Source organism: Pseudoalteromonas sp. SG45-3 (genome assembly GCF_014164075.1).
Classification (GTDB): domain Bacteria; phylum Pseudomonadota; class Gammaproteobacteria; order Enterobacterales; family Alteromonadaceae; genus Pseudoalteromonas; species Pseudoalteromonas distincta.
Map to the genome: position 1 here is coordinate 85790 of NZ_JACJEN010000012.1, position 22593 is coordinate 108382.

Annotated in this window: 20 protein-coding genes; 10 read left to right on the forward strand and 10 right to left on the reverse strand. The window is 38.8% G+C overall.

Annotated features, from left to right (window positions below; all coding sequences use genetic code 11):
* Window positions 1-86 precede the first annotated feature (86 nt).
* Window positions 87-974, forward strand: coding sequence for a LysR family transcriptional regulator (locus H5126_RS13975; protein ID WP_165723944.1), 888 nt, complete (start codon window positions 87-89; stop codon window positions 972-974).
* On the opposite strand, the gene H5126_RS13980 is transcribed toward H5126_RS13975, so the two are convergent.
* Window positions 954-1469, reverse strand: a complete 516-nt coding sequence (locus tag H5126_RS13980) for a DUF2937 family protein (RefSeq protein ID WP_182720763.1) — start codon at window positions 1467-1469, stop codon at window positions 954-956. The two genes, H5126_RS13975 and H5126_RS13980, sit on opposite strands and share 21 nt — an antisense overlap.
* Window positions 1470-1744: 275 nt before the next feature.
* Between H5126_RS13980 and H5126_RS13985 the strand changes: the two genes are divergently transcribed.
* The 3 genes from H5126_RS13985 to H5126_RS13995 are packed head-to-tail and all read left to right on the forward strand — an operon-like array spanning window position 1745 to window position 6432.
* The gene (locus tag H5126_RS13985; RefSeq protein WP_002961494.1) at window positions 1745-2311 is read left to right on the forward strand and encodes an RNA polymerase sigma factor; all 567 of its coding nucleotides are present in this window, start codon (window positions 1745-1747) and stop codon (window positions 2309-2311) included.
* The gene (locus H5126_RS13990; protein WP_024603563.1) at window positions 2308-3387 is read left to right on the forward strand and encodes a FecR family protein; all 1080 of its coding nucleotides are present in this window, start codon (window positions 2308-2310) and stop codon (window positions 3385-3387) included. The genes H5126_RS13985 and H5126_RS13990 overlap by 4 nt, the downstream gene beginning before the upstream one ends.
* A gap of 9 nt (window positions 3388-3396) precedes the next feature.
* A complete protein-coding gene (locus H5126_RS13995; RefSeq protein WP_182695105.1) occupies window positions 3397-6432 on the forward strand; it encodes a TonB-dependent siderophore receptor in 3036 nt (1011 codons plus the stop codon).
* 73 nt (window positions 6433-6505) lie between these two features.
* On the opposite strand, the gene H5126_RS14000 is transcribed toward H5126_RS13995, so the two are convergent.
* The 7 genes from H5126_RS14000 to H5126_RS14030 form a co-directional block, all read right to left on the reverse strand.
* A complete protein-coding gene (locus tag H5126_RS14000; protein ID WP_024596959.1) occupies window positions 6506-6901 on the reverse strand; it encodes a biopolymer transporter ExbD in 396 nt (131 codons plus the stop codon).
* A 314-nt stretch (window positions 6902-7215) separates the two neighbouring features.
* Window positions 7216-7659: a PA2169 family four-helix-bundle protein gene (locus H5126_RS14005; protein ID WP_002961486.1), complete on the reverse strand. Its 444-nt coding sequence runs from the start codon at window positions 7657-7659 to the stop codon at window positions 7216-7218.
* A 177-nt stretch (window positions 7660-7836) separates the two neighbouring features.
* Entirely contained in the window at window positions 7837-8775 is a 939-nt protein-coding gene (locus H5126_RS14010; protein WP_182720762.1) for a LysR family transcriptional regulator, read from the reverse strand.
* A gap of 19 nt (window positions 8776-8794) precedes the next feature.
* On the reverse strand, window positions 8795-10513 hold the full coding sequence (gene aceK / locus H5126_RS14015) for a bifunctional isocitrate dehydrogenase kinase/phosphatase (RefSeq protein WP_024596960.1): 1719 nt from the start codon (window positions 10511-10513) through the stop codon (window positions 8795-8797).
* 103 nt (window positions 10514-10616) lie between these two features.
* Window positions 10617-11096, reverse strand: coding sequence for a DUF4124 domain-containing protein (locus H5126_RS14020; RefSeq protein ID WP_024596961.1), 480 nt, complete (start codon window positions 11094-11096; stop codon window positions 10617-10619).
* Between the two features lie 86 nt (window positions 11097-11182).
* Window positions 11183-12679 (reverse strand): DUF3413 domain-containing protein, encoded by a 1497-nt coding sequence (locus H5126_RS14025; RefSeq protein ID WP_024596962.1) that lies wholly within the window; start codon window positions 12677-12679, stop codon window positions 11183-11185.
* A 5-nt stretch (window positions 12680-12684) separates the two neighbouring features.
* On the reverse strand, window positions 12685-12897 hold the full coding sequence (locus H5126_RS14030; protein ID WP_002961475.1) for a DUF1414 domain-containing protein: 213 nt from the start codon (window positions 12895-12897) through the stop codon (window positions 12685-12687).
* 62 nt (window positions 12898-12959) lie between these two features.
* Here H5126_RS14030 and yejK point away from each other — a divergent pair, with 62 nt between their 5' ends.
* Window positions 12960-13976 (forward strand): nucleoid-associated protein YejK, encoded by a 1017-nt coding sequence (yejK, locus tag H5126_RS14035; protein ID WP_182720761.1) that lies wholly within the window; start codon window positions 12960-12962, stop codon window positions 13974-13976.
* A gap of 643 nt (window positions 13977-14619) precedes the next feature.
* Here yejK and rne read toward each other — a convergent pair.
* The gene (gene rne / locus H5126_RS14040) at window positions 14620-17697 is read right to left on the reverse strand and encodes a ribonuclease E (protein WP_182758541.1); all 3078 of its coding nucleotides are present in this window, start codon (window positions 17695-17697) and stop codon (window positions 14620-14622) included.
* A 772-nt stretch (window positions 17698-18469) separates the two neighbouring features.
* On the opposite strand from rne, the gene rluC reads away from it, so the two are divergent.
* Window positions 18470-19429, forward strand: coding sequence for a 23S rRNA pseudouridine(955/2504/2580) synthase RluC (rluC, locus tag H5126_RS14045; RefSeq protein WP_024596136.1), 960 nt, complete (start codon window positions 18470-18472; stop codon window positions 19427-19429).
* Window positions 19426-20088 carry an HAD-IA family hydrolase gene (locus H5126_RS14050; RefSeq protein ID WP_182720759.1) on the forward strand — a complete coding sequence of 221 codons (663 nt, stop codon included), beginning with the start codon at window positions 19426-19428 and terminating at the stop codon, window positions 20086-20088. Before rluC ends, H5126_RS14050 begins: the two co-directional genes overlap by 4 nt.
* 9 nt (window positions 20089-20097) lie before the next feature.
* On the opposite strand, the gene H5126_RS14055 is transcribed toward H5126_RS14050, so the two are convergent.
* Window positions 20098-20697, reverse strand: a complete 600-nt coding sequence (locus H5126_RS14055) for a nucleoside triphosphate pyrophosphatase (protein WP_154903353.1) — start codon at window positions 20695-20697, stop codon at window positions 20098-20100.
* A 131-nt stretch (window positions 20698-20828) separates the two neighbouring features.
* Here H5126_RS14055 and yceD point away from each other — a divergent pair, with 131 nt between their 5' ends.
* The 3 genes from yceD to plsX are packed head-to-tail and all read left to right on the forward strand — an operon-like array spanning window position 20829 to window position 22586.
* On the forward strand, window positions 20829-21353 hold the full coding sequence (gene yceD, locus H5126_RS14060) for a 23S rRNA accumulation protein YceD (protein WP_007375269.1): 525 nt from the start codon (window positions 20829-20831) through the stop codon (window positions 21351-21353).
* A gap of 9 nt (window positions 21354-21362) precedes the next feature.
* Complete coding sequence (gene rpmF, locus H5126_RS14065) at window positions 21363-21533, forward strand: 50S ribosomal protein L32 (RefSeq protein WP_002962381.1); 171 nt, start codon at window positions 21363-21365, stop codon at window positions 21531-21533.
* A 12-nt stretch (window positions 21534-21545) separates the two neighbouring features.
* The gene (gene plsX, locus H5126_RS14070) at window positions 21546-22586 is read left to right on the forward strand and encodes a phosphate acyltransferase PlsX (protein WP_002962380.1); all 1041 of its coding nucleotides are present in this window, start codon (window positions 21546-21548) and stop codon (window positions 22584-22586) included.
* Window positions 22587-22593: the final 7 nt, after the last annotated feature.

A 22593-nucleotide genomic window follows, 5' to 3' on the forward strand; every position in this document is an offset into this window, starting at 1 on the left:
GTGTTTTAGATATTTAAATAAACATTGCAATACTGAAAGCTTCATTCGAAAATATTAAACATTGAAAAGTGCATAATGGCATCTTTATGTATAATTTAAGCGACCTAGAAACATTTATAGCTGTAGTTGAAAACAAGGGCGTACTTGCTGCTGCCCGCGAGCAGCGTTTATCGCCTGCAACGGTGAGCCATCGCTTAAGTAAACTAGAGCGTGAGCTTGCTACAGTACTTGTTTTTAGAGATAGCAGGCGAGTACGGTTATCTCCCGCAGGTGAAATATTTTATACGCGTGTGGGGGCTATAATAGAAGCCCTTCACGATGCTGAACATAGTATTGGCGCGCGCAGCTCATCGGTGAGTGGTTTACTACGCGTGACCATGCCGCCTTGGGTTTTTTCAAAATACGTAATGCCTAAACTCAATGAGTTTGAGCAAGCTTACCCTGAACTAAAGCTTGATTTTTTAATAACGGATCATTTTGTAAATGTGGTTGATGACGCTCAAGATGTTGCAATTAGGGTGGGAAAATTAAATGACTCAGGATTACTTTCTCGTAAAATCGTAAACAATAGTCGCATACTGTGTGCAGCCCCTAGCTATATAGAAAAGTACGGCATGCCTGAAAATTTAACGCAATTGAGTGAGCATTATTGGGTTTGCCTGCCGTGGCAACGCCAGTTAAAGCTTTATGACGAACACAAAAAAATACATACCTTTAATGCTAAAACCCGTTTTACTATTTCAAACTCCGATAATATGACACAAGCTGCTATTGCAGGTCATGGTATTGCTATTAAATCAAAAATAGCGATTAATGAAGATCTTAAAAACGGTATTTTGGTTGAAGTTATGCCTGGGGTAATGGCACAAGATGATGCACCGGTTTGGTTTTTACGTCCGCAAAATAGTTTAACAACCCGCAAAACCGATGTATTTTATGATTTTATGAAATCACTATTTTTGAGCTGCGAATAAGCGTTTAAATGAGCGTTTTACTCCAGTTAAAAACAAATAACCAGTAAGCTCTGCAAGCAAGGCAACAATTATGGCTGCAACAATGGCGGCTATAATAGAGTCTTTTTTCAAAATGATTTGACCTTCAAAGCGTTGCCATACTTGTTGCTTTATATCGCTCATGCCACTGATCATAGTAAATATATACGGAGATTTCTCAAACCTATTTACGGCTATCTGTAAATCTTGCTGTCGCTCGTAAAGAGTATTGATATTACTAGCCCCTTTGTTCACAATTTCATCATCAATATTTTGATAGTGTTTTATTAGCTTATTTAAATCATTATTGAAATACTTAGCTGCATCGCTTTTAAAAGGCGCAAGGGCATTATTAGCTTCAATTAATTGGGCTGATAATGCTTGACCAAAATCGCTTACAAATGCAGGAATTTGCACTCCAAGTAGTAAACCGAATGCAAAGAAACTAAGTCGTATATAATCTAAAAGTTTACTCATTTATCTTCCTATGCATTTAAATAACCCAGAATTAACATTTGAGCTTGTTTTTATGTCAAAAACTCGTAATCTATTGGGGCGTGTTAACCTTTGTGGATTGAACCCAAAGGGCAGCGCATGTATGGTATTTATGCTGCGTTATCACTTATTTATGGGGAATAACCACACTACATAGGCTCTGCCTTGCCTAAATACCAAACGTACTGCTGCAAATTCAACCACGAAAGGCGCCAACACGCCCTAATAATAAAAATAACAACAGGTGGATGTTAAGGATGACGAAAAAAGTAAAGTTCACGTCAACATTTGTTGATATTTCTAAACAGCTCAAACGTTTTGTATCGCGCATTGTTCAACCCGACGATGTAGAAGATATTGTGCAAGAAACTTTTGTAAAAAGCTATGAAGCTGATTTAAAACAAGACATCCAGTTTACCCGCAGTTATATGCTAAAAACAGCAAAACATCTAGCACTCAACCATATAGCTAAGTGGGACAATAAATTTAATGATTCGTTAGAAAACGATAACGAATTGCCCGTATTACTCAAATCAATGAAGCTCGAAGACGAATACACATCTAAAGAGCGTTTTTTACTTTTTTGTAGAGCTACTGAGCAACTAAGCTCATCGATTCGTAAATGCTTTATATTAAAAAAAGTTTATGGTATGAGCCAAAAAGAGATAGCAGACCAAATGCAGTTAAGCCAAAGCACTGTTGAAAAACACATTGCCAAAGGATTGTTACAAACCATGTTATACATGCGTGAACATGAGCAAAGCCCTCAAACGAACCCTAAAGCTCAGGCACATCCTATATCAGTTAAGAGGGTCGCAGAATGAGTAATGTTCATCAATTTAATTCAAAAGATTTAATCTTAGAAAAGTCATGTGATTGGATAAGCGCGATTGATCGTGGTTTAACTGATGATGAAAAAGAGCAATTTAAATTATGGATGATGCAAAGCACTGCACATCAAGACTCTATATACGAGCTTGCTCAGCTTTGGGATGAGCTTTCAGTATTAAACGAATTAAGTCATTTATTTCCTCAGCGCAACAATACTAAAACATCAAAAAACAAGTGGATGTTTTCTTACTCAATTGCAGCGAGTTTGTTTGCAGCGTTAATGGTATGCAGCTACTTATTAATTAACTTAGAAAATGGCTACAACCAAGAGCTTGCTAAAGTTAATTACACTAAAATTTACAAAACAAAAGTAGGCGAGCAAGCAACGTATGTATTGCCAGACGGCACCATAGTGCAGCTTAATACTAATAGCTTACTAGAAGTTGCTTATAGTAAAGGCCGCAGGCAGTTATTACTTAGTCGTGGAGAAGGGCGCTTTAATGTAGCAAAAGATGCCACGCGTCCGTTTAGTGTTATGGCTGGTGATAAAAGTTTTACCGCGTTAGGCACGGTATTTAATGTCCAACGCAATACTTCATCAGATTTAGAACTGGTGGTTACTGAAGGCAAAGTGATGATCACTGATCCAAGTGTAGCGGTTGATGCAAATGACTTTAAAGATTATCAACTTGCAGATAATAGCACGAAAAAAATTCGTCAAATTAATGCCAATATTGTTACCTCAGGCGAAAAAGCAGTTATTGAGCAAAGTGTTACAAAACCAATTACGCAGCTTTCAATGAACGACGTACAACGCGATTTGGCATGGCAAAACGGGATGCTTATTTTTAATGGAGAAGAGCTAAGCGATGCTTTAAATGAAGTAAGCCGCTATACAGCCACACGTTTTGAGCTTTCATCAGCTGAGCTTGCCAGTATTAAAGTCGCTGGAGTATTTAAAGCCGGTGACGTTGAAGGTTTACTAGAAAGTTTACAAACTAACTTTTCGATTGATCATGAGCGTTTAGGTGAGCATGTAGTAACGCTAAAACACCATACAGAATCATAAGTAGACGTTATGCAAATCAAACTAATGTTAGGTAAAGTTACATCAATAAAGATTGAACGTAAAAAAAACATTAAAAAAAAGAAACAAACCCATAGAGGATTTTTGTTTGTCAGCTGTTTATATAAGTTGCGCAGTAACCAAACGCATTTATTGAGTGGATTTAGTGTGCTTGCACCGGCTATTTTTAGTTTAAGTGTACAAGCAGCAACACAAACCACTGGGCAAATGGTGCAATTTGATATAAAAGCGCAGCGAGCAGACAAAGCCTTAATTGAATATGCTAAACAAACAGAGCAAACCGTGGTGTTTTCTTATGAGTTGGCAAAGCAGTATGACGCAAATTCAGTTTATGGATTTTACACTCAGCTAGATGCTCTAGAGGCATTATTAGGTGGGACTGAGCTCGATGCGGTTGTTGATCAAAATGGTTTACTGAGTATAAAACTCAAACAAATCAACAGGAATGATAACAACATGATGAAGCTTTCAGCGGTCAGTGCAGCAGTATTACCAGCTTTACTTGCAGTAAATTCGCAAGGTGTAAACGCAGCAGAAGAAGTCGCTCAAGAAAAAATTGAAAAAATTGCTATTGTCGGTAGCCGTGTAGCAGGACGTTCAGTTGAAGATTTACCCGTTCCAGTAGATATCCTAAGTGCAGAAGCGCTTGAAAATACGGGCCAAACAGAAGTTGGTCGTATGCTACAGTCTATCGCCCCTTCATTTAACTTTTCAAGCTCTGCAATTAGTGATGGTACAGATGCTTTAAGACCTGCGACACTTCGCGGTTTGGGCCCCGATCAAACATTGGTGTTAATTAACGGCAAACGTCGTCATCAAGCAAGTATTATTCATATTAATGGCTCTGTTGGGCGTGGTACCGCAGGTACTGACATGAATGCAATTCCAGCTTCTGCAATTAAACGCATTGAAGTATTACGTGATGGCGCTGCTGCTCAGTATGGTTCTGATGCAATTGCAGGTGTTATTAATATTGTGCTCAAAGATGGTAGCGAAGGTGGTAAAGCGGCTATTAACTACGGTCAATATTCTGAAGGCGATGGCGAAACCATTAACCTTGATTTTAATAAAGGCTTTGCGCTAGGTGATGACGGTTATTTAAATACAACTATCAATTACCGTGACCGTGCACCGACTAACCGTGCCGGTTTACATGGCTCTTGTCAGTTTTATGGTTGTACAGAACTAAGTGACGGCACTTTACTTGCTGGCGATCCGCGTGAGCTGACAGCCGATCGTGATACCTTTAGAATTGGTGATGCTGACTCTCAGCAGTTTGGTTTAACAATTAATACCGGTTACGAGTTAGGTGATGGCGAGCTTTACGGCTTTATTACTTACTCAACACGTGAAAATGAGTCGGCTGCATTTTTCCGTCATAATGCAAATGCAGGTGGTAACCCAGTACTACAAGATAACGATGCGACGATTCCGCTAGGTTTCTTACCAAAAATCAACACAACTATCGATGATATCTCGTACAACTTTGGTTATAAAACTGAATTTGATAACGATGCAAGCCTTGATTTATCTTACACCTATGGCGAGAACAGTATTGATTACACTACAAGTGACACTATCAATGCCTCATACGCTAACTTTTTACGTTATGACCAAGGTTTAAGTGCAGCTGATATTCGTACAACTATTCCACGTGAAGCGTACGCTTACGGCATGGAATTATCATTGCAAACAATCAATATTGATTTTACACAAAACTTTGATGATTATTCGTTAGCGATGGGTGCTGAAATACGTACTGACGAATACCGTATTTTAGAAGGTAATGAATATGCGTACCGCGATTACGACACATTAAATGGTGTAAGTATTTACAGCGGTTTAAGTGGCGGTGTTGGCTCTGAAGATGCATCGGGTGGTTCACAAGGTTTTGGTGGTTCATCACCTGCGTCTTCAGTGGATGAGTCACGTGATGTAATTTCATTTTACGTAGATGCAGAATCTTATGTAATTGAAGATGTGATTTTATCTGGAGCACTTCGCTACGATAACTACAAAGGTTTTGGCGATACAGTAAACTTTAAACTTGCTGGTAACTGGTCTATTACCGACGATATTTCATTACGTGGTGCATTAAGCTCAGGATTTAGAGCGCCTTCAATGCAGCAGCTTTACTTTAATAACGTAAGCACACAATTTGTTGTTGATACTAATGGGAATTTAGTTGCAGAAGAAGTTGGTACATTTAGAAATGATTCAACACTTGCGCAAAGTTTAGGTATTCCAAAACTTAAAGAAGAAAAATCACAAAACCGTAGTTTAGGTATTGTGTATAACGTTACCGATAATATTAATGTAACCGTTGATTACTACTCGATTGATATTGACGACCGTATTGTAATTAGTGATCGCTTAGGTAAAGGGTTATCTACAAGCCTTGATGCAGCACTAAATAGTGCAGGTGCTGGCGTAGGGCAGTTTTTCTTAAATGGTGCTGATACAGAAACTCGTGGTGTTGATTTTGTAGCAACGTGGAACACTGAAGGTTTAGGCGGCACGCTTGATTTTACACTTGCAGCTAACTTTACCAAAACAGATGTTGTATCGTTGTTCTCTCCTGCTGGCTCAAGCCTTGAGACAGTAAAAGTAGAAGATATATTCTCAGCTGAAGACATCTCTATTATAGAAGAGTGGCAACCAGAGGACCGTATTAACTTAAGTGCGCTTTATCAACGTGATGATTGGACTGTTAACCTGTCACTTAATCGTTTTGGTGAATACACAGTAGAAGATGGCGGTCGTCAAACGTATGGCGCAGAAATTTTAACTGACGTTAAAGTTAACTACTTCGTTACTGAAGATTTATCAGTAAATATTGGTGCAAATAACTTGTTCGATGTTTACCCAGATAAAAATGAAATAGGTAACTCTCGCTCAGGTACTATTGTGGATGCTAGTGGCAACACAGTAATAAGTAGCTCAGGTGTGTTTGACTACTCACGTCGTTCGGCTCCGTTTGGATTTAACGGAGCTTACTACTACGTAGGTGCAGAATACCGTTTTTAATTAATAACCTCCCTTTTGTTATTTAACTCAAAGGGCCGTAAGGCCCTTTTTTTGGTTTTAGCTTGGGCTGATTTTATTTAGAAATCAAACTTATTGGATAATCATCGTATTGCTTAATATTATTCATTACATTCATTAAAGTATTATGTGTACTGTTTTCGTCTGCGGTTATAAGTACCGAACTTATTTCATATTTAGCCGCGAACATAGCTAAGTTAGTCGCAACTTGCTCTAAATCAATTAACCTCCCAGAAAAATATACTCCGTTACTTTCATCAATTCTAAATAAAGCATTTTTAACAGGCTTATCTATTTGAGGGCTGTCGAGTGGTCGGTTTAATTCAATAGCCACAGGTTTTACAAAAGATGTAGTTACAATAAAGAAAATTAGTAATATGAACACTATGTCTAACATCGGGGTCATATCTACATCAGCATTATTTTGTAGTTTGGTTAGTTTACTTTTCATATTGGACCTTATTTTTAATTAAATGCTGCGGCGCCACAGCAAGGTTTTAGGTACCTATTAACAAAATTAGCACAGCAAAAATAAAGCGTGGTTAAATAAATATTCTAATAATATTAAATATTTGTACTAATTATGTATTTAAAATGTGGTGAAATAAGGCGGTGTTTATACCGTTCTGCTTATATATGGGGTCTATTTAGCATCGTTATAATGTAATGCAATTTGTTAAATTGCTTAAAAAACTATGTAGATTGGTATTAGAGGCAATAAAAAACCCAGCTCGAGGCTGGGTTCTAGTTATGCGCTATGTAAGCTTAATGCTTTTGCATACGGCTCATTTCTGCATGGCAGCTTTGCATTGTTAATAATGTTTTAGCCAGTGCAGCTTCGCAGTCAGCTGGTTGCGGTTTATCCATTGCTGCTTTAATTTCTTCAAGGGTTTTATCTTCTACCTCTTCAAGCTCTTTTACATACGTGCTGTCGTTGTGTGAGGTGAAAGTAGTCAATAGGGCTGTGTACGCACGTCGTGCTTCAACTGCGAAAGATGAGCCATCTTCGCGTTCGCCTTTTTCATTAATTGCATATGGCTGCAAGCGCTCAACACTCACTTTTCGGGCATCTATCATACGCTGAAAAAGTGCACCAATAGCAGGGTCTTCAACTTTTTCCTGCGCTTTTTGATAAAAATCGATGCCGCTGTTCATAACTTGAATGATGTCAGTAATATGATTTACTTCTGATCCTTGATGGGTGTTCATAATGACCTCTTTAATTAAATGAATGTATAGTTCAATTTAATAAAAGCAATGTATGTTCCACGTTTTAATTATTATGTAGTTATTTGATTTTATTGGTTTAATTTTGATCTAGTAAGATGCTAAGTTAACAGGCAAAAAGTTAACCTAGCAATTTTTACATTATATTGTGTAATAAAGTTATTTTAGCTCTTCAGCTACTTCAGCTACTTTTTGACGTAACCAAATGTGACTCGCATCGCGATGTAACAGTGGGCTCCAAATCATATCAAGCTCAAAAGGAGGAATTGGAAATGGTGGCTCTAAAATTTTAAGCCCCTGATCATCTAAATATATATTTGCGGCTTTTGAAGGAAGGGTCGCAATCAAATTTTTCTCTTTAGCTAAATGAATTGCTACATGGTAGTTACGCGTAAAAGTGGCAATATTACGATGCTTACCAAAGTGAGCAAGTGCTTCGTCAACCCAGCCAAGTTTTTGCACATCTTTAGGGTCCATGCCCACACCTACACCAAAACCTGTTTTACTCACCCATATATGGCGTGCTTTTAAGTAGCTGTCGAGGCTAAAGCTTTCAATAATAGGGTTGTCGGCCTTAACTAAGCAGCAAAAACTGTCTTTCCAAATACGTTTATGATGAAAAGACTGAGGTAAGTTTTCAAAGCGGTTGATTGCCATATCTACTTTACCGTTTTCTACGTCATGAAAGGTTACGTCACTTGGTGTGAGTATATCTAAAGTAGTATCGGGGGCTTCTTCGTGTAGTTTACTTAAAAGCTTTGGCGCTAACGTACTTGCAGCGTAATCACTGGCCATTATTCTAAATACACGTTTACTCTGGCTTGCCTCAAATTCTCTATTAGGTGCTAGAGTTTCTTCAAGCGTCATTAATATGCCACGAATAACAGGTTGTAACTCTAAAGCGCGCTCTGTCGGGACCATACCATCGCTGGTACGAACTAAAATAGGGTCGTTAAATAGGTTACGAAGTCGTTTAAGGCCATTACTCATTGCAGGTTGCGTTATACTCAATTGATTAGCAGCGCGTGTTACGTTGCATTCTCGAAGCAATGTATCGAGGTAAACGAGTAAATTTAAATCTATTTTACTTATATTCATTGTGTGTGTCCTTTAGCGCTTACCAGTGGTGAATAAAGCGCTGTGCTGTCGGGTATGGGTAAATATGACTTACCTGACCATTTTTTATATTTTGTTGTGCCTGCTTCCAAAAGCTAACATCTATAAGCTCAGGATGAGTGCTGAGTAAAAACTTTTTATACATAGGGTTTGGCATTACAAATGTACAAAGTTGCTCAGGAAATACGTCCTGTGGTGCAACAGAGTAACTTTGTTCATCCATTAAATAGTCGTCATAGCTCTTTGCTTTTGGTAATGCTCTAAAGTTCATATCGGTTAGGTATTGAACTTCATCGTAATCGTAAAAAATAATACGTTTGTGCTTACTTACACCAAAGTTTTTTAAGAGCATATCACCAGGGAATATATTAACAGCAATCATTTCTTTTAGGGCTTGCCCATATTCTTCAATCGCGTCGGCGACACTTTCTTCATCAGCATTTTCTAAAAACAAGTTAAGAGGTGTCATGCGCCGTTCAATATACAAATGCTTGATGATCAACCATTCGCCTTCAATTACCATTGATGAGCCAATTGTTTTATGCAATTGCGCAAGTAAATTACTATCAAAACGTGCCAAAGGAAATACGACGTTAGAATACTCTATGGTGTCGGCCATTCTGCCAACGCGATCATGGTTTTTTACTAGTTGATAGCGCTTTAATACCGTATCACGGCCAAAGGGTTTACTCTCACCAAATTTGTCTTTTATTACTTTAAAAACATAGCCAAATGAGGGGAGGGTAAATACCATCATCACCATACCGGGAGTCCCCGGTGCAATTGTAAACTCATCACTAGAGTGAGATAAGTGATTTAAAAACTCTCGGTAAAACTCAGTTTTACCCTGCTTATGAAAACCCACTGCGTTATAGAGCTCAGCAAGTGTTTTGTTTGGCATAAGTTGATTTAAAAACCGAACAAGTGCTGAAGGTGCGTGAGTCTCTACCATAAAGTAGGCGCGGGCAAAGCCAAAAATAACACGCATTTGAGATGACTTAGTTAAAAGTGCATCTAAATATAATCCGTTATCTTCATCGTGTAATACGGCGATTATAAAGGGCTGAACCCCACTTTTTGAAACAACACGACCAACAATATAGGCTGCTTTATTTCGATAAAAAGGCGTATGTAAAATATCAAAGCGCATTTGCCAAGGTTGGTGATGTGTATCGGGGGCTTGTTTATAAAAAGCTTTAACAAGGAGGCGGATATCACGCTCTAAATTTACAAATGGGGCTTTAAAATCAAAATGATTAATAATGCGTTTTATTGTTGGTTTGAGGCCATCAACTACAGGAAAGTAAGTTCTATATTCTGCTTCTACAGGCACTGAAGGAGCATCTTTTAAGGTTGCTTCTACAAATATAAAGTCATTATGAAAATAGCGCCTATGGTACAGCCGGCAAAATACAGAGTTATAAAAAGTTTCGGCGAGCTCTGCTTGGGGATGAAAACATAAAAAATGCTGGTATATCTTTTTAACTTCAAGCCATAGGCTTTCATCGAGTTGTTCGGTTGGGGTTTCTTTTTTTAGCGCTTGCGTGGTTTCGTTAACACGATCATCATAATAGCTGATACGCAAACGGCTGATATCATTAATTGCTTGCCAATCTTTTTTTGCAAAGGCAAGAGGGGCTTTGGCTGTTGTTTTTTGAAATAACTGATAGTGCCTTTTAAAACCCGTTAAAATTAATTCAGCAATATGGCGAGGTTGCATTTGCACTCCTTAAAAGTCCCTAGAGTTTATACTCTATTGTGTTAAGGGTATGTTATTTTAAGTTTAAAACCAAGATAAATGTTACTTACTAACTAAGAGTAACTTATTGGAATTGAGCTATCTTTTTTTCGAGAATTTTAATTTGTTTAGTCACAGCCGATACGTTTTTCTTATATGTTTTATTAATTATTTTTAGTTTTTTAGTAATGTCTTTAGTAATACGCTTTTTATCATCAATGGCTAAGATATGATTTAACCGCTCTTGTTGTTTGTATTCAGCACGCTCTTTATTACGATCAAGTATTGTTAGTTTATGGTTATTACTGCGAAGCTCTGCCTGTAAGCCAGATAGAAGCCTTTCACGCTCAAGTTCGTTTAGTTGTTTAGTGTAGTCAACCTTAGGACCAGAATACTGATTACCCGTTGTGTTAACTTTATAAGTCGTTGCTTCGTCGTCACAGGGGAGTTGAGAAAAGACAGTGCCTTTTTCTGTTACACATTTGTAGTAAGTGGTATCGCTAAAGCTAAAAAAACTGATAAGTAAAAAGCTAGAATGGAGAATATAACGAGAAGTTTTAAACATACATGTCATCCTTGGTTTATATATCTAACAACAATATAAAACTATAACCTAGCTTGGTGGTATATCAAGCTAGGTTAGGATAACTGTTATTGGGTAAAGGTTTTGAGCTTTTTAATACTCTGTACTAAAAATGGTATATCTAAACCTTGTTCAATAGAAAAACCTTCAGCGGCGGAAATGTTTTTAAAGTTACCATCTGAATCTATTAAGGTAATCCTATCTTTTTTATAGGCTATAACAACACCCTGAGAGTAGTTCACGCCCATATCGTCTTTTTTCTTGTATAGATTAACGCCTAGCATTGTTTGCTTGGCAATAGCTTTGCAATTTAAATATTGCCCAACGCTTGTTGCAATTAAATCGCTAGGTTGAATTAGCCCATCTACCTTAGAAATACGTTTGTCAGAGCTGTATAAAGTTGAGGTGGTTACTACTTCTTGCTTGTTATTGGCAAGACTAAAAGCAAAAACTTGTGTTTCATCATCTCGAACAGTAGGGGTATCACTCGCTTTAATTACTCGAATAGCACTAGAGCTATGTGCTTGATCATTAATAAAGCTTAGTTCTTCAATGCCAGTTACTTCAATGCTACGGCGCTGACTTTGCCAAACTGGGAGTGTCTGCTCGGTTAAAATTGCTGCTTTATAAAAAGCGGGTAAACCATACACTAAGCTAAATAACGTATCGTCATGATTTGTTGGCTGTAAAAACTGCTCTGTTTTGTGCATGTTTTTATTCTCGGCAACAAACTTTTCGAGTTGTTGTTGAGTTTCAAATACAAATATATCTACATTGGCTTGTGTGTAGTCCTCGCATTTTTCAAGCGGGCTTGGCATTTGATAACTAATATTTTGGTTATTAATTTTTACGTTGTGTGCTTGCTCGTAGCTTTCTATATCTAGCAGATCATTTTTAGCTAACAAGCTTTTAGCGGTAGTAGGGTATGAAAGTGGCAAAACATTATCTTGTTTTGTTACATCAAAGTTTAAATTGGCGTCAGCCCAAATATGAATACTGTGGCTAAGCGAAAAACACACGATTAAGAAAGAAATTGCGTAACGTGCAAATTTATATTGCTTTAAACGCTCAAGGTGGTGCCATGTGTAATTACTAACAAGTAGCTGAAAGCCTAAAATAACAACAACAATACCACTGGCTAAAATTGTTGTTAAAGCAGGAGAGCTTGTTAAACGATGCCACAACAATGAAATGATTTCAGGTAAGGCAGATATACTTAGGTGATAACCTAAATTAACATACACATAAGCATCAAGAGTAAGCAATGATGCGCCTACAGTGGCTATTACAGCGGCCATGCCACGAATGTGTCGTGGGTAGGGGAATATTAAACTAAGCGGAAATACCGTCAGCACAAACGCTAAAAAGGCTATAAAACTAGTGTGGCTTAGCCAAGTAACTAGCATATAGGTAATGCCTAAAAAGCTTGTAGGTGGCGAGTCTGCAAATAAATAGCTTAAGCTAATAAGTAGGGCTAAGCCGATATTGGCAAAGGTAAACCAATGCCCCCAACTTAGCAGCTGACTCGCTTTTGATGAAAATTGATTGTGCTGCGATAAATTCATAAATTTTATTTAACCGACTGCGCGAGCGCTTTTGCAAAGTTCTCGGTTACAGCTTGTCTTTTCCCTGTTGGTACATGCTCTTTTAAGATATGCGTGATAGAATTTCCTAAACACATAAGACTTAAATCAACCGGCGCATTGTGTTTAGTTAACACATCAATAAGCTGATCGACGATTTGTTCTACTTCTTCATTAGAGTATTTTGATAAGATTGGCATTAGTTGGTTCAATAAAATAGTTATATTCTCGTATTTTAACACTAGAGGCGTGAAAAACAAAGATGACAACAGACGTTAAAAAATTAGTCGTTCACTATGTAGACAAAAAAGACGACGATACGCAAATTCACCTTCGAAATGATGAGATGGTAATTAACGATAAAGTAGCCGTTTTTATCGAACAATTACATCATGCATACAATGGTAAACCTGGTAAAGGTTATTGTGCTTTCAGTGGTGACAAAAACAGTGTTGTAGCATCTGCAATGCAAAGTTACCGTAATGATGAGTTAGGCTTTTGGCATATGACCGAGCAAGCCTCAACGGTTTTAAAAGAAGAGCTTGATAAGTATGCATTTAGTGAAACAGGCTATTTAGTATTTTGTCATTACCAGTACGTTGCAACTGATTACATGCTAATTGCGATGATTAACATCAAAGAGCATTATTCTATGACCTCAGAGCTTGATTTAGCCGCTTCTCGTCATTTAGACATATCACGCATGCAACTTGCTGCTCGTATCGATTTAACAGCGTGGGATACACAAGCTAACGACAACCGTTATATTTCATTTATCAAAGGGCGAGCTGGACGTAAAGTTGCTGACTTTTTCTTAGACTTTTTAGGTTGTGAAGAGGGTATTGATTCAAAACAGCAAAGCCAAGTAATGCTTAGCGCAGTAGAGGATTATTTATCTGAGCAACAATTTGATAAATCAGAAAAAGACGATTTACGTAAACAAGTTTTTGACTACTGTAATGACTGTGTGACAACTGGTGAAGATGCCAGCGTAAGCGAGCTATCTGCAACGCTTACAAAAGGCGATGACAGCCCGTTTGATAGTTTTTGTAAAGAACAAAGCTATGACTTAGAAGAAACTTTCCCTGTTGATAAGAAAACCGTAACCAGCATGGTTAAGTTCTCAGGTCTTGGTGGTGGTGTGAGTGTAAGCTTTGAACGTAAACACTTAGGTGAGCGCGTAACTTACAACGAGGCAACGGACACGCTTGTAATTAAAGGTATTCCGCCAAACTTAAAAGATCAGTTACAACGTTTTATGGAAAGTGAAAGCGAGTAAATTTCACAAGTAAAAAGCTGATTTAAGAGCGCGGTATTTATATCGCGCTTTTTTGTATCGGTATATAAATTCGTTGCATCGGAAAAAAAACCTTAAAGATTTATTTCACATAGAGAAGTGAAAGAGGAGTAAATGAGAAAACACAAGTCGTGCTTTATTAACAAGACTTAGCTAGTACAACTTAGCCTTTTTACTACCTCTAAAAGCGCAGCGTCTCTTAACCTCTTTGTGAATAAGTCGCTTATTATGGGCTTTGTGCCCGTCACGCCAACAAGTTGTGCGTCTACAAGTTTATCTTATTCGGTTTTAAATTTCGGCTGTAGTCGTGAAGCTTGCTTACGCGAGAAGCACCGCTTCTGTTTATTTAATTTCTTTGCTAACAAAACCACTAAAAGATCTATTGCACAAAGAGAAGTAAAAGAGGAGTAAATGAGAAACACAAGCGATGGTTTACTAGCGGGGCTTATTTAAGTTAGCAAGACTTAGCTTTTTTACTACCTCTAAAAGCGCAGCGTCTCTTTACCTCTTTGTGAATAAATCGCTTATTGTGGGCGTGAAGAAACTTTAATAATTATTCAAATCATATAAACAAAAAAGCCCCGCTATTTATTAAATAGCGGGGCTTTTTAATGAATGTTAGTTATTAATCAACACTCATTGTTTTAGTCATTGCAGAACTTGCACGACCAGCAGGTTTGATTGAACCTGCACGTAAACCACTGTCTGGAACTAGTTCACGTTTATCGTGAGCCATTGCTACAGACGTATGCTTCACTTCGCTATCAGCTACAGGAGTAGGTTGTGCCATTGGCGCACTTGCTGACCCTTGAGTAACCGCTGTTTTAACATGCGGTGCTGATTTTTCAGTTTTCAATTTTGCTTCAACTTTAGCAGGCTCTTCAGTGGCTACTGGTGTTTCAACTTTAGCAAGCTCTTCAGTTGCTACTGGTGTTTCAACTTTAGCAGGCTCTTCAGTTGCTGCTGGTGTTTCAACTTTAGCTGGCTCTTCAGTTGCTACTGGTGTTTCAACTTTAGCAGGCTCTTCAGTTACTACTGGCGCTTCAACCTTAGTTGGCTCTTCAGTTACCACAGGCGTTTCAACTTTAGCTTGTTCTTTAGCTTTTACTGGCTCTTCTACAGCTTCAACTTTTGCTAAGTCTTCAACAGCAACGGCTTGTTCAACTTGTTGCGACGCATCTACTGGTGTTTCTTCTGATTTAGCTTTAAGTTCTGCTTCGTATTCTGCAGCAGCTTGATCAGCAACTGGAATAAATGCAGGGGCTTCATCAGATTTAACTTCTGCTTCACCTTCAGGGCGACGACGACGTTGACCAGATGCACGAAGATGACGAGGAGAGCGACGTGAACGTGTACGTGTTTGCTCTTGTTCGTCTTCAGTAGTTGCTGTTTCATCGTTAGAATCAACAACATCAACTTTCTCTTCTTTAATGTGAGCTGTTTTTTCTGCCGGAGTTTGCTTTTGCTTTTCTACAGCAGGAGCTTGCTCTTGAACTTGTGGAGTTTCAGTTACAGCCGTTTGCTCAGGTGCTTGCTCTGTTGAGTTAGCTTGCTCAGCTTTTTCATCTTGCAGACGTACTTTTTTACGTATGTTACGACGTTGACGGCGAACTTTAGGCTTCTGCTCTTTAGGCTCTGCAGCTTGTGCTGGCTTAGAATCAGTTTCTACTTCCGCCTTTGCAGGGGCTTCAGTTTTAACTTGATCTTTTTCTTGGTTTTTATGCTCTGGGCGCTTACGAGAGTTAGGGTTACGACGGCGCTTGTTGCGGTTCTCGCTTCTCTCTTGAGTCTCGGTGCTTGCTGCTGAGTCAGTTTTAGCTTCCTCTTCAGCGGCTGGACGCTCATTGCGCGGCTTGTTAGTGCGTGGGTTATTATTGCGACGACGTTGATTGTTATTACGACGACGATTATCGTTACCACGACGCGCATTATTGCGCGTTTCTTGCTGCTCTTTTTCTACAGCTTCTTTTTTCTCTTCTTCAGATTCACTTGCAAATAACGACTTAAACCAATTACCAATAGCAGCTAGTAAGCCACCTTCAGTTTTAGTTTGTGCTACCGCAGCAGGCTCTACGGCTTTAGCTGGCGCTGCTTGTGGAGCAGGAGTAGAAGGCATTACCACACCTTTTAGCATCGGCTCTTCACGGACTGGCGTACTTGGAGATTTTGACATCTCGAATACTTCAGGCTCTGGTGCAACAACTTGTCCGTAACTTACAGTTTCAAGTGTTTCGTCTTTACGTAAGCGCATAACTTCATAATGTGGTGTTTCCATATGTTGATTTGGAATGATCACTACGTCACATTTATGATGTTTTTCAATGCGATGAACACTACGACGTTGCTCATTTAATAAATAAGCGGCAACAGCAACAGGCACTTGTGCATTTACTTGTGCTGTATTGTCTTTAATTGCTTCTTCTTCAATTAAGCGAAGAATTGAAAGTGCTATTGATTCGTTTGAACGAATAGTACCTTGGCCACTACAACGTGGACATGGGCCTTGGCTTGCTTCACCTAATGAAGGACGCAAACGCTGGCGCGACATTTCAAGTAAACCAAAGCGTGAGATTTTACCAATTTGAACGCGAGCACGGTCTGGGCGCGCTGCATCTTTTAAACGATTCTCTACTTCACGTTGATGGCGTGGAGGAGTCATATCAATAAAGTCGATTACAATTAAACCACCTAGGTCACGAAGACGTAATTGACGTGCAATTTCATCGGCCGCTTCTAAGTTTGTATTAAGTGCTGTCTCTTCAATATCGCCGCCTTTAGTTGCCTTAGACGAGTTGATATCTATAGATGTCAGTGCTTCAGTAGGGTCAATTACGATTGAACCACCAGAAGGAAGACGTACTTCACGCTGGAATGCTGACTCAATTTGGCTTTCAATTTGATAATGTGTAAATAAAGGCGTGTCACCTTGATAAAGCTTAACACGGCTCATAAAGTCAGGACGAAAACGCTCAATGTGCGCTTTAGCTTCTTCAAAAACACGTGGTTTATCAATTAAAATTTCGCCAATGTCACGACGTAAATAGTCGCGTATTGCGCGGAAAATCACGTTGCTTTCTTGGTGAATCAAAAACGGTGCTTTAGCACTGTCGGCTGCTTGTTTAATTGCATCCCAATGTACTAATAGTGCTTTTAAATCGTAGTTAAGTTCTTCAAATGACTTACCAACACCGGCTGTACGAACAATTAAGCCCATGCCTTTAGGTAGTTCTAAACGGCCTAAAGCTTCTTTAAGTTCAGTACGCTCATCACCTTCAATACGACGAGAAATACCGCCAGCACGAGGGTTATTAGGCATAAGAACTAAATAGCTACCAGCAACACTGATAAAAGTAGTTAACGCTGCGCCTTTTTGGCCGCGTTCTTCTTTATCAACTTGTACTATTACTTCTTGACCTTCTTTTATTACGTCGCGAATGTTAGGGCGACCATGAAAAGTGTAACCTGCAGGGAAGTAAGTACGTGCAATTTCTTTTAAAGGAAGGAAACCATGGCGGTCAGCACCGTAATCAACAAATGCTGCTTCAAGAGATGGTTCAATGCGAGTGATTTTGCCTTTATAAATATTGGCTTTTTTCTGTTCGTGACCTGGGCTTTCGATATCTAAATCATAAAGGCGCTGGCCATCAACCAGTGCTACGCGCATTTCTTCTTGCTGCGTTGCATTGATTAGCATACGTTTCATATTGTTACTCTACTTATTTATGTCGCTGACATGACGATGTTTTTCTCGCCTGTTCAGTTGTCCCTATTTTTAGAATGTGCAGCCTCACGACTGGGTCTTTAACGGAACGGCTCTGTATCTCGTATGCAGTATTTTAAATGCTGGCAAACAATAGCGATTATTACCGCTATTAAATTCTTAATGGTGCTAAAACTGTCGGCTTTTCAGCTACGTTTACAAGTTTTACCCAGAAGTCGGCCTGTCATATTAATCTTACTAAATATCATTCATATTAGGCGCGTAGGGCTCATTAAGTTGGTGAGCAATACATACTGATGTATCGCTAATATCCGTTTTAAGAGCAAAAATCGCTGCCGATGTTAATGAACGCTTATTTATTAGATTTTTTTAATTCTAAATAAGCTGCTGTACGGTACTACAATAATTGAGCTAGTGCTGAACGACGTTTTTTACGTCGTCACTATCAGACAAATTATCTGTTCATTGCTTTCTCTAGCACATTAAAAATCGCTTCATGTTCAAACTTAACCAGCAATATATTACGCGCATTGCCGTTAATTGATCGCACGTGTTAACTGAGGAGGCATAAAAGCTTTGGAAAACTTAACTCGGATCTGTATGATCGGCTACCCAGAATGTGCATCACGAATGTTTTAATGTGTTAAAAAGCACCGTTGTTATTTGCAAATACTAAATATTTGCGCTGCTGATTATCCCACTATTATTACAGTGTTAGCAACTAAATTATTTTACTTAAATTAGTGATTAGGCAATGTCAGAAAAAAACGACTTACAAGTAACTTATGTCACGATCAATGAAGACCATTTAGGTCAGCGTATTGATAACTTTCTTATTACCCATTTAAAAGGGGTGCCTAAAAGCGCTATTTATAAACTTTTGCGCAAAGGTGAGGTACGCGTTAATAAAAAGCGTATTAAACCTGTATATAAACTACAGCTTGACGATGTACTGCGTATTGCACCTATCAGAGTTGCTGAGCGTGAAGAGTTTGTACCATCAAAGTTAGACAAAGTAACTCGCCTAGAAAACGATATTTTATTTGAAGATAAATACCTTATCGTCATAAATAAACCTTCAGGTATGGCTGTTCATGGTGGCAGTGGTTTAAGTTATGGTTTAATTGAAGCGCTGCGCGCGCTTCGCCCAGAAGAGCGCAATCTTGAGCTAGTACATAGGCTTGACCGTGATACATCGGGCTGTTTACTTATTGCAAAGCGCCGTTCGGTGTTAACAGCATTGCATGAACAGCTTCGTGAAAAAACCATGGAAAAAAATTACTGGGCACTTGTAGAAGGGCAGTGGGACTCTAAAACTAAAAACGTTACCGAAGGGCTGCGTAAAAATACACTTAAATCGGGTGAACGCGTAGTACGTGTAGATAACACTGAGGGCAAGCCTTCGCATACGCGTTTTAAAGTACTTGAACGTTTTAACGATTGCTCACTCGTACAAGCGTCGCCTGTTACAGGACGTACGCACCAAATTCGTGTTCATACGCAATGTAAAGGTCATCCTATCGCGTGCGATGATAAATACGGTGACCAGGGGTTTGATGAATCTATGCGTAAAGTTGGGTTAAACCGTTTATTCTTACATGCACACGATTTAAGTTTTTATCATCCTAAAAACGAAACAACGATGCGTATTGAAGCGCCCCTTGATAAAACGCTTAAAAATACATTACTAAAATTACGAGACGCAAAACAGTGATTGCAGTGACGCCGATTAAAAAATATAAGCTCGTCATTTTTGATTGGGATGGCACCGTTATGGATTCAGTCACTAAAATAGTTAACTGTATTCGTAGTAGTGCTGAGTCACTTAATTTAGTGGCGCCAAGTGATTTAGCAATTAAAAATATTATTGGTATGTCGCTTGAAAAAGCAATTGATGTTTTATTTCCCGATAATGTCGCGCAGCATCAAGCGCTAATTAAAGGGTATAAACACCAATATAGTGTTAATACCACGCCAACTCCTGTATTTGATAATGTTGTTAACGTTTTAGGTGCCTTAAAAGAGCAGGGCATTGTTTTAGCGGTTGCAACAGGTAAAGGTCGAGATGGATTAGAGCGCTTGCTTGATCAAAGCCAACTTAGACATTTTTTTAGTGCAACACGTACAAGCGACGAAGCGCAATCAAAGCCCTCTCCAGATATGCTGTATCAATTACTTGAAGAACTTGGCATAAGCGCCCAAGACGCTGTAATGATTGGTGATACCCAAATAGACATGACAATGGCAAAAGCTGCAGGCGTGGATAGAATTGGCGTAACAATGGGTGTACATAACGCACAGCAGCTAAATAAGCTTAGCCCTGTTGCAACGGTAGATAATTATCTGCAATTGCAACAGGTTTTGCTTGGCTAATTTATTTAACTAGAGCTTGTTTTGAGCGGTAAGCACATCAATACCAAACTCAGCCAGTAATTGGCTGAGTTTAATTAATGGTAATCCAATTAAGCTATTAGGATCGTCTCCGCTTAGTTTTTCAAATAAACAGATACCCAACCCTTCACTTTTAAAGCTGCCAGCACAGTTATAAGGCTGCTCTGCGTCGCAATAAGCACTAATTTGTGCATCACTTAGGGTTTTAAACGTCACATTAAAAGGTTCTACGCAGGTTTTTTTTGTTCCAGTTACAATATCGTAAACACAAAGCCCAGTTAAAAATGTTACAGTATTACCGCTAAATAAATTTAGTTGTTTTAGAGCATTTTGTTTATTGTGCGGTTTACCTAAAATTTGATTGTTAAACACAGCGACTTGGTCTGATCCAATTGCTAACCCTTTTTTAAAGTGTTTATTAGCTGCTGAGGCTTTTAACTCACTTAAACGCTTAACCAGTTCAGTAGGTGTTTCGCATTCAAGTGCTGATTCGTCAACGTCGGGTGAAAACGTATCAAAGGGTAAATTAAATTTTTGTAATAAAGACTGCCTAAAAGGCGAGCTTGACGCTAAAATGAGTGGAAGCTTCATGGACTGTTTTCCTACGATAATTCAGATTGAGTTAGGATAAATCAGATCCGAGAGTAAAACACGTTAAAAACCAAGTAAAAATGGTTTTTTACTTTGACTAACAAACTAACTATCTATATGATGCAGCCCCTATGCAAAAGGTGAAAATTCCCATCACTCTTCATCCAGGCAAAGCAGCGCAGCACCGTTTAAAGTATGACGGAATTGTACCGCTTGAAAAACTTACTCGTTTAGAGAAAGTTGTGCAGGAAGAAGTAGGTGAAATAGCGGTAAAAATACATTGCAAAAACGATGATCAAGGTTTCGCTGTGATTAGAGGCAATTTGTCCACACATGTTACTGTCATTTGTCAACGTTGTAATGGTGATTTAGGGTTGGATTTGGTTCAAGACTTTGCATATTCACCAGTAGGTGAAGATACAGAGTTAGATATTTTTCCTGAAGACTACGACGAAGTAGCACTTGATGAAAATGGTGAAGTTAACGTTTTTGATTTAATTGAAGACGAACTAATTTTAGCAATTCCATTAGTGGCTACCCACAACGAAGCTTCATGCAGTTATTCAGCAAAGCCTGCCAGCTTTGGTGTATTAAAGGCGGAAGATGATAAACCTAATCCATTTGATATTTTGAAACAACTTAAGAAAGATTCTTAGGAGAAGACTATGGCTGTACAAAAAAGCAAAAAGTCTCGTGCAAGACGCGGCATGCGCCGTTCACACGATGCGATCAGTGGTCCAACTTTAACTGTAGATCAAACATCTGGTGAGACTCATCGTCGTCACCATGTGACTGCAGATGGTTACTACAAAGGCGTTCAAGTAATTTCTAAATAAGAGATTACTTATATGCTGAAAGATCTAACCATAGCGTTAGATATGATGGGGGGCGATTACGGCCCCCGTTCATCTATTCCTGCTGCCGTTCATGCGGTGAATGCTCATGCCAATTTAAGTCTCATTTTATGTGGCAATGAAGACGTTATATCTAAAGAACTCGAATCCCTCGATTCTTTATCTCATCCAAGACTCATAATTCGTCACTGTAGTGAAATAGTCACTAACGCCTGCGAACCTGCAATTGCTGTACGTTCAAAAAAAGATTCATCTATGCGTGTTGCCCTTGATTTAGTTAAATCGGGCGAAGCACAAGCGTGTGTTAGCTCAGGTAATACCGGCGCTTTATTTTTTATGGCTCACTACGTATTAAAAATGCTGCCAGGTGTTAAACGTGCCGCACTCATTTCATCTGTTCCTACAGAAAGCCAAAACCCAGTATATTTACTCGACTTAGGTGCTAATGTGCACTGCGATGCGCAAATGCTGTATCAGTTTGGGATTATGGGCTCTGTAGTTGCTGGCCAAGCACTTGGCTGCGATAACCCTCGCGTTAGCTTATTAAATATTGGCGCTGAGGACATTAAAGGCCACGACGATATTAAACAGGCTGCACAATTAATGCAGCAAAGCCCACATATTAATTACATTGGTTACAGCGAAGGAAGTGATATTTTTTCTGGCAAGGCTGATGTTATTGTATGCGAAGGGTTTGTGGGTAACGTGGCGCTTAAAACATGCGAAGGCATTGCCAAGCTTATTATGAATAAGTTTACAGCTGCGCTCGAAAAGCACCTTTTGTATAAATGTATGGCGTTTATATTGCGTCCAATAATAAAAAAACTCTATAAAAGGGTGAACCCCGACCAGTATAACGGTGCTTCTCTGGTAGGATTGCGCGGTATTGTCGTTAAAAGTCATGGAAATGCGTCAGCTAAAGCATTTCAAGCAGCAATTGATGAAGCGGTAAAAGAGGTTGAACGTCAACTTCCTGATAAAATAGCCGCTATTTTCGAAAAAACACATTCTAAAGACACGGCGGTTAATCAATAATTGATGT